A 7,698-nucleotide genomic window follows, 5' to 3' on the forward strand; every position below is an offset into this window, starting at 1 on the left:
CCGAAGCCGGCGGCGGAGCGGCGACGGGTCGAGCACCTCGCCGCCGCCCTCGCGGGCCGGCGGCGAGGGCAGGCGCAGAACGAAACGCTCCCGCGCGGGCACGGCGACCGGCGCGTCGAGCGCGAGCTGCGCCACGGCCTCCTCCCCCGGCTCCACCCGGTCGCGTCCCAAGGGGCGGAGGCGCGCGCCGACCTCGCGTGTGCCGATCAACAGCCGCAGCGGCTCCCCGCGCGCCAGGGCCCGCGGCGCGGAAGCCAGCACCGCCACGCGCGCGTCGAGCAGCGCGGACGCGGCCAACCCCAGCCCCGGCGCCGCCAATGCGTCGCCCGGCGCCACGTCCCGCCGCTCCACCCCGCGCAGCGCCACGGCGACCCGCCGACCGGGGCCAACCCGTTCCAAGGCCCGGCCGTGGCTGTGGATGCCCCGGACGGAGGCGCGCAGGCCGCGCGGCAGCACCTCCACCGAGTCGCCGACCGAGAGCCGCCCGCGCCGCAACGCGCCCGTGGCGACCACCCCCGCGCCGGCCAGCGCGAAGGCGCGGTCGAGCGGCAGCCACGCCTCGCCGCCCTCGCCCGGCGTTTCCTCGCGCGCCAAGCCGCCGAGCGCCGCCGCCAACTCCGCCACGCCCTCTCCGGTCGCGGCCGAGGTTTCCACCACCGGCCAGTCCGCGCCGAGGCCGAGCCGGGCCAGCAGCGCCCGAGCGCCCTCCGCCGCCGCGAGCGCCTGCTCCGCATCGGCCAAGTCGCGCCGCGCCACCGCCACCACGCCGCGGCACACGCCGAGCAGCGCGGCGACCTCGGCGTGCTCCGCCGTCTGGGCGCGCGCGCCTTCCCGCGCGTCCACCACCAACAACGCGGAGTCGACGGCGGTGGCGCCGGCCACCATGGCGCGCACGAAGCGCTCGTGCCCCGGCGCGTCCACGAGTTCCACCTCGGCGCCGCACGGCGCTTCCAGCCGCGCGAAGCCGAGCGCGATGGAGATGCCGCGCGCCTTCTCCTCCGGCAGCCGGTCGGTGTCGGTGCCGGTCAGGGCGCGCACGAGCGCGGTCTTGCCGTGGTCCACGTGGCCGAGCACGCCGATCAGCGCGTGCCGCCGCCCGGTCACAGCGCGGCGGCCACGGCGGCCGCGGCTTCCTCGATCTCGGCGTCGCGCAGGGTCCGCACGTCCAGCACCACGCGCCCGCGCTCGATGCGCGCGACCAGAGGCGGCGCGCCCGCGCGCAGGCGCCGGGCCAGTTCTTCCGCCCCGACCGCCGCCGGCCGCAGCGCCACTAGGCTCGTCGGCAGCGCGGCGCCCGGCAGGCTGCCGCCGCCCGGCAGGGACTCGCCGGCCCCCACCGCAGCGCCGGCCGCCTCCGGCAACGACGCGAGCAGCCGGGCGGCGCGCGCCTCCAGCGCCGCGGCGTCGGCCGCGAGCATCCCGAGCGCCGGGACCTCGCGCGCCAACCGCGCGGGGTCGCCACCGTGGTCGCGGTAGAGGCGCAGCGTGGCTTCCAGCGCCGCGAGCGTCGCCTTGTCCGGGCGCAAGGCCCGCATCAGCGGATGCCGGGCGCAGGCGGCGACGGCTCCGGCCTTGCCCAGCAGCAGCCCTGCCTGCGGGCCGCCGAGCAGCTTGTCGCCGCTGCACGCCACCAGGTCGAAGCCGGCCGCGACCGACTCCGCCAGCGTCGGCTCGCGCGGCAGGCCGAAGGCCGACAGGTCCGCGACGGCGCCGCTGCCCAGGTCCTCCACCGAGACGAGGCCGCGCGCGCGGGCCAGGGCCGCGATCTCCCGCGGTTCCGGCGCTTCCGTGAAGCCGACGACGCGGTAGTTGCTCTGGTGGACACGCATCAGCACGCGCGTGGCCGGTCCGATGGCGGCGTCGTAGTCGCCGATGCGGGTGCGGTTGGTGGTGCCCACCTCCACCAGCCGCGCGCCGCCCTGCGCCACCACCTCCGGCACGCGGAACGCGCCGCCGATCTCCACCAGCTCGCCGCGGGACACCACCACCTCGGAACCGGCCGGCGCGTGTGCGGCCAGGGCCAGCAGGACCGCCGCGGCGCAGTTGTTCACGACCACGGCGGCCTCCGCGCCCGTCAGCCCGCGCAGCAGGGCGGCGCAGGCCGAGTGGCGGTCGCCGCGGGAGCCGCTCCCCAGGTCGTATTCGAGGTTCGCATAGCCGCGCGCCGCTTCGGCCATCGCCGCCAGCGCCGCGGGCGCGAGCGGCGCTCGGCCGAGGTTGGTGTGCAGCACCACGCCTGTCGTGTTCAGCACGCGCCGCAGCCCGCGCGCCGCCCGCGTGGCCAGGGCGGCGCGCACCCCGTCCAAGAAGGCTGCTTCCTCGTAGCCGCCCCCGTCACCGCGCAGCGCCGCCAAGCCCGCGCGCACGGCCTCCACCACCGCGGCGCGGCCATGCCCGGCGGCCAACGCCTGCACCTCCGGCCGCATCAGAACGCGGTGGACGGCCGGCAAGTCGCGGCGGGATTCCGCCCTCATGCCGCGACCGCCGCCCGCAGCGCCGGCGAGTCCGGCACCACCACCCAGGCGACCTGCGCCGCGTGGTGCGCGAACAGCAGCGCGCACACCGCGCCGAGCCGCCAAGCGCGCCATTGCGGCACCAACGACAGGGCGACCGCGGCCAGCAACGCCGGCAGCGCGAAACCGAATTTGACCCAGAGCCAGACGCCCTCGCCACGGCGCCCGTACCAAGCGGCCTCTTCCGGCAGGTTGCCCGCCCAGGCGACGACGAACTGGATGAACCACAGCCAGAGCACCGCCATGCCGAGCGTGAGCAGCGCCCGCTCGAGCCCATCCAGGTTCCCAGGCTGCGGTTGGCCGCGCCGCAGCAGCGCCGCCAGCGCCGCGCCGGCCAGCGCCGCCGAGGCCGCGCCGACCACGAGGGCGAAGCCTTGCAGGCTGCCGAACCAGGAAAGGTCGCGCGACAGCGCCAAGTCCTGCGCGGCGACACCGGAGGTCGGCACCAGCAGGAGGAGCACGGCACCCGCCCGGCGCGGGTGCAGGGCGTCGCGCGTCCCCGCCAGCAGCCAGCGGCCCAGCGCCGCCCAGAGCGCCAGCGCGCCCACCACGCGGGCGGCGAAGAACGCGGGCGCGAACCAGACGGCGTGGACGGGGTCGGCCGGCGCGGCGACGGCCCAAGGGTAAAGGCGCCCCATCAATAGCAGCACCGGCAAGGACAGCGGCAGGAGCAGCGGCGCCGCGCGAACCGCCGCTTCCAGCCCCGGCCGCACCGCACGCAGCCAATCGTCGCCCAGCAGGTGCCCCATGGCGAGCGCGGCGAGCGCGCCGGCCACCAGGCCGGCGGCCAGCAGGAACAGCAGCAGCCAAGCCTCGGCAAACAGGGTCACGGGCGCGGCCCTCCTCCCCGCATGATGGCCTCGACGTGGCGGGCCACAGCCCAACGGTCGCGCGGCTCCAACCGGTCCGCCATGGGGTGCGCCCCAGCCAGGTTGGTGGCGATGGCCTCCATGCTGCGCCGCGGGTCCGCGGGCAGCGGCGGGATCGGCGGGTGGCCGCGCGCCACCACCACGCCGTCGCCCCGGCCGCGCGCACCGTGGCACGGTGTGCAGTAGATGGCGTAGCGGTCCGCGCCGCGGCGCAGCAGCTCGTCGTCCACCGGCGGCCCCGGAGGCGCCAGCGCGGCGAGGCGCTCCGTGCGGCCGCGCGGGACGGCGCCCTCCGGCGGCGGCGCGGGCGGGGCCGGCTTCGTGCTCTCGGGCCACCCGTCGCAGCCGGCGGCCGCGGACAGCGCGAGAACGGCGGCCGCTCGGCCCAGGCGGGTCATTCCGCCGGCACCGCGGACACGCGCGCCGGCGCGTGCGCGCGCAGCATCGCCTCGGCCCGCGCGCGGTCGTAGAGCGGGTCGCGCGCGTCGAGGAACAGGAAGTACCGGTCCTCGCTCGCCCGGTGGAAGCCGCGCGCGCCGAACACCGGGTGGTGCAGCCGCGGCAGGCCGTTCAGCCACAGCATCCCGGCCAGCGCGGCCAAGCAGGCCCAGAGCACGCCGACGATGTAGGCGGAGGGCAGGAACACCGGCCAGGCGTGCAGCGGCCGCCCGCCCACGTTCACCGGGTAGTCCTGCACCTGTATCCACCACTGCGCCGCGTAGGTGATGGCTGCGCCCGCGAGGCCCGCGGCGACCGCGATCCAGGCCACCGGCGCCGCCCGGACGCCCATCGCCTCCGCCGCTTCCGGCACCGGATGCGGCGCGAAGGCGTCCAGCGCGCGCCACCCCGCCGCGCGCGCGGCGCGGAGCGCGTCCAGCATCGGGCCGGCCTCGCGGAACTCGGCCATCAGCCCCGCTTCCCCCGCGCTCACCGTTCCTCCTCCTCGCGCTCGTGCTCCGTCTCCTCGTGCCGCGTTTCGAACATGGACACCACCGGGAGGAAGCGCGCGAACACAAGCAGCGCCAAGGCGAACAGCGCCGCGGTGCCGCCGAACAGCGCCCACTCGTCCACGGTCGGCACGTAGAGCGGCCGCGCTTCGGGCATCCTTTCGCGCAGGACGCCGCCCACGACCAGCGAGTAGCGGTCCAGCCACACCCCCGCCGCCGCCAGCACGCCGATCGGCACCGTCGCCCAAGCGGCCGTCCGCAGCCGCTTCCACCAGAGCGCCTGCGGCAGCAGCGCCACCAGCGCGACCGCGCCGAACCACGCCGGCGCGAGCGGCCCGAAGAGGCGCGCGGCCGTGGCCTCGCGGGTCGCCGCGTCCTCCAGCACCAGCCCGGCCAGCGCCTCGTGCGCGTACACGGCGAGGCTGGCCAGCGCCGCCGCCGCGGTCAGGCGCGACAGCAGGTCCATGTCCAGGTCGTCGATGAGGTCGTCCAGGTCGAGGGTCCGGCGCAGCACCGCCGCCAGCGCCAGCACCGCGCCCAACCCCGAGGGCAGCCCGGTCAGCACGATGTGCGGCACCAGCCGCGCCTGGTGCCAGCCGGGCACGACGGTGGTGGCGAACTCCAACGCCACCACCGTCTGCGCCGAGAGCAGCAGCGGCAGCACCAGCGCCGCCACCATCCGGTAGGCGGCCTGGTGCCGGTGCCAGTGGACGACGGACCCGCGCCAGCCCAGCGCGAACAGCCCGTAGGCGCGGGCGGCGGCGACCCGCCCGCGCACCGCGGCGCGGTCGCGGAGCGTGGCGAGGTCCGGGATCAGCCCGACGAACCAGAAGGTCGAGGTGACGAGGACGTGCGAGAGGATGCCCCACAGGTCCCAGACCAAAGGGCTGCCGAATTGCGGCCAGAAGCCTTGGACGGAGGGGTAAGGAACCACCCAGTAAGCCAGCCAGGGCCGCCCGAGGTGCAGCACCGGGTAGAAAGCGGCGGCCACCACGGCGGCGAGCGCCGCGGCCTCCGCGAAGCGGTTCACCGCGGTGCGCAGCCCGTGGCGGCGCAGCACCAGCACGGCCGCGAACAGGCTGGCGGCGTTGGCCACGCCGATCCACCAAGCGTAGTTCGCCAGGTCGAAGCCCCAAACGTGGGGGATGTTGTTCCCCCAGACGCCGACGCCGCGGAGCAGCAACACGCCAACGGCGAACGCGAGCACCAGCACGCCGAAGGCGGATGCGGACAGGGCGAGCCGGAAGCCCCACCCCGTCCGCCGCCGCAACGCCGCGCGCGCCACGGGGCGCGTGTCGAAGGCCGGGCCGGGGCCGTCCGGTTCGGGGGCGTGCGCCGGCCGCGCCGCCTCCGCGCCGCCTCCGCGCGACAGCGACGCCGCGCCGAGCGCCGTCGCCGCCAGCGAAAGGGCGGCGGCCCAGCCCAGGCGGCGCAGCAAGGCGGGGCCGACGCTCACCCCTCCGCGCCTTGCCCAGCGGGCCGCGCCACGCGGGCGAGGTAGGTGGTGCGCGGCCGCGTGCCCAACTCGGCGAGCAGCGCGTAGGAGCGCCCGTCGCGGCGGGCGCGCGACACGGCGCTGCCGGGGTCGTTCAGGTCGCCAAACGCGATCGCCTGTGTGGGGCAAGCGCGTTGGCAGGCGGTCTCCACCGCGCCGCCCGCCCCGTCATCGGCGGCCGCCCGTTGCCGGGCCTCGGCGATGCGGTGGCTGCAATAGGTGCATTTCTCCATCACGCCACGCGGGCGGAGCGGCACCTCCGGGTTGCGCGCCGGCGTCGCCAGGGCGCGTCGGTGGTCGGCCCAGTTGAAGCGCCTCACCTTGTAAGGGCAGTTGTTGGAGCAGGTGCGCGTGCCGACGCAGCGGGCGTGCACCATCACGTTCAGCCCTTCGTGGTCGTGCAGCGTCGCGTTCACGGGGCAGACCGGCTCGCACGGCGCCTTCTCGCAATGCATGCAGGGCACGGGCTGGAAGGTGCCGGACGGCGCTTCCGCCGCGCCGTGGTGGTGGCGCTCAACGCGCAGCCAGTGCATCTCGCGCCCCCGCGCCACCTCCGCCGGCCCCACCACGGGCACGTTGTTCTCCGCTTGGCAGGCGACGGCGCAGGCGTTGCAGCCGATGCAGGCGTCGAGGTCTATCGCCATGCCCCAGGCGCGCACGCCTTCGGGGTAGGGCCAGTCCGGGTGGAGCGAGAACGGGCGCTCCTCCACGGGCGGCAGCGCGTCTCCGGGCGCCACCACGCGCGCCGCGTCCGTCGGGTCGAGCCCGTGGTGCGAGTCGGTCGTCACCAACGCGCCGCGCCGTCCGGTGGGGCGGAGGACCAGCCCCTCTGCCGTCCACGCGCCGTCGGCGGGGCGCAGGCGGTAGGCGTCGTAGCCGCGCCCCTCGGCCACCACCTCGCCGCCCACCCGCCGCCCGCCGCCCAGCAGCAGCGTGGCCGTCTCGGGCGCGTGGCCCGGCGCGGGCCAGACGGGCGCGCGCAGCGCGGCGGGGGCGGCGGGCGCCGGCCGCGCGTCGATCCTCCGCGCCATCTGCTCGCCGCCGAGGAGCCGGGGCCTCACGTCCTCGGGCAAGCCCGGCCGCGCCGCATCCGGGGAGGGGGCCGCCGCCTCGCCGCCGAGCGAAACCTCCACCTCGTCGCCGGGCGCGAGGCCAAGGCGGGCCGCGGTGGCGGGCGCCAGCAGCACCGCGTTGCCCCAGACGATCTTCGTCAACGGCCGCGGCATCTCCTGCAGCCACGCGTTCGTTGCGAAGGCGCCGTCCCGCAGGTGCGGATCGGGCGCGAACACGGCGGAAAGGCCCGGCGCGACTGGCGCCGCCGCTGGTGCCGCCCCGGCCGCGTCCCAACCGGGCCGCAGCGGCAAGGCGAGGGGAGCCGGCGCCGCGCCCGCCACGCCTTCCTCCAGCGCGGCCGCCCAGCGCGCCTCGAACCCCGGCCCGTCCTCGCCCCAAACGCCGCGCCACGTCGCGCGCACCGCCTCCCGCTCCGCCGTCGGCGCGCCCAACAGCACGGAAAGCGCCTCCGCCTCGCCGCGCGCCTCCGGCGCCAGCTTCGGCGTGGCGGGTTGGCGCAGGGACGGCGTGCCGTCGAAGGCGAGCGAGTCGCCCCAGGCCTCCAGCGGGTGCGGCAGCGGCGCGTGCAGGCGGCAGAGCGCCGCCGTTTCGTCGAAGTGCCGGCCGAGGTGGACGGAGGCGGGCACGCGCACCAACGCCTCGGCGAAGCCCAGAGCCGCGGGCGCGTCGTAAGCGGGGTTGCAGCCGCCCAGGTGCAGGAGGTGCGACACGCGCCCCGCTTCCATCTCCGCCACCAACGCGGCGAGGCGGCCGCGCCGGCCCGGCGGGGGCGCGCCGAGGGGCGGCGGCGCGTGCCGCAC

General features: G+C 77.5%; 7 protein-coding genes. All 7 read right to left on the reverse strand.

Annotated elements, in window-relative coordinates; all coding sequences use genetic code 11:
- The coding region (locus ABD067_RS08435; protein ID WP_343894789.1) for a GTP-binding protein at window positions 1-1,104 on the reverse strand (1,104 nt) is incomplete at its 3' end.
- A complete protein-coding gene (gene selA, locus ABD067_RS08440) occupies window positions 1,101-2,474 on the reverse strand; it encodes an L-seryl-tRNA(Sec) selenium transferase (protein WP_343894790.1) in 1,374 nt (457 codons plus the stop codon). The genes selA and ABD067_RS08435, both read right to left, overlap by 4 nt.
- Entirely contained in the window at window positions 2,471-3,343 is an 873-nt protein-coding gene (locus tag ABD067_RS08445; RefSeq protein WP_343894791.1) for a hypothetical protein, read from the reverse strand. The genes selA and ABD067_RS08445 overlap by 4 nt, the downstream gene beginning before the upstream one ends.
- Window positions 3,340-3,780 (reverse strand): c-type cytochrome, encoded by a 441-nt coding sequence (locus ABD067_RS08450; RefSeq protein ID WP_343894792.1) that lies wholly within the window; start codon window positions 3,778-3,780, stop codon window positions 3,340-3,342. Before ABD067_RS08450 ends, ABD067_RS08445 begins: the two co-directional genes overlap by 4 nt.
- Window positions 3,777-4,313 carry a DUF3341 domain-containing protein gene (locus tag ABD067_RS08455; protein ID WP_343894793.1) on the reverse strand — a complete coding sequence of 179 codons (537 nt, stop codon included), beginning with the start codon at window positions 4,311-4,313 and terminating at the stop codon, window positions 3,777-3,779. The genes ABD067_RS08450 and ABD067_RS08455 overlap by 4 nt, the downstream gene beginning before the upstream one ends.
- Window positions 4,310-5,785 (reverse strand): hydrogenase, encoded by a 1,476-nt coding sequence (locus ABD067_RS08460; RefSeq protein ID WP_343894794.1) that lies wholly within the window; start codon window positions 5,783-5,785, stop codon window positions 4,310-4,312. The genes ABD067_RS08455 and ABD067_RS08460 overlap by 4 nt, the downstream gene beginning before the upstream one ends.
- Window positions 5,782-7,698 (reverse strand): 4Fe-4S dicluster domain-containing protein (locus ABD067_RS08465; RefSeq protein ID WP_343894795.1); only part of this gene is annotated, 1,917 nt, incomplete at its 5' end. The genes ABD067_RS08465 and ABD067_RS08460, both read right to left, overlap by 4 nt.

This window comes from Craurococcus roseus, assembly GCF_039523795.1.
Taxonomy (GTDB): Bacteria; Pseudomonadota; Alphaproteobacteria; order Acetobacterales; family Acetobacteraceae; genus Craurococcus; species Craurococcus roseus.

Coding starts and splice junctions, on each gene's coding strand:
- selA (WP_343894790.1), bottom strand. CDS start 2,474: ATGAGGGCGGAATCCCGCCGCGACTTGCCGGCCGTCCACCGCGTTCTG.
- ABD067_RS08450 (WP_343894792.1), bottom strand. CDS start 3,780: ATGACCCGCCTGGGCCGAGCGGCCGCCGTTCTCGCGCTGTCCGCGGCC.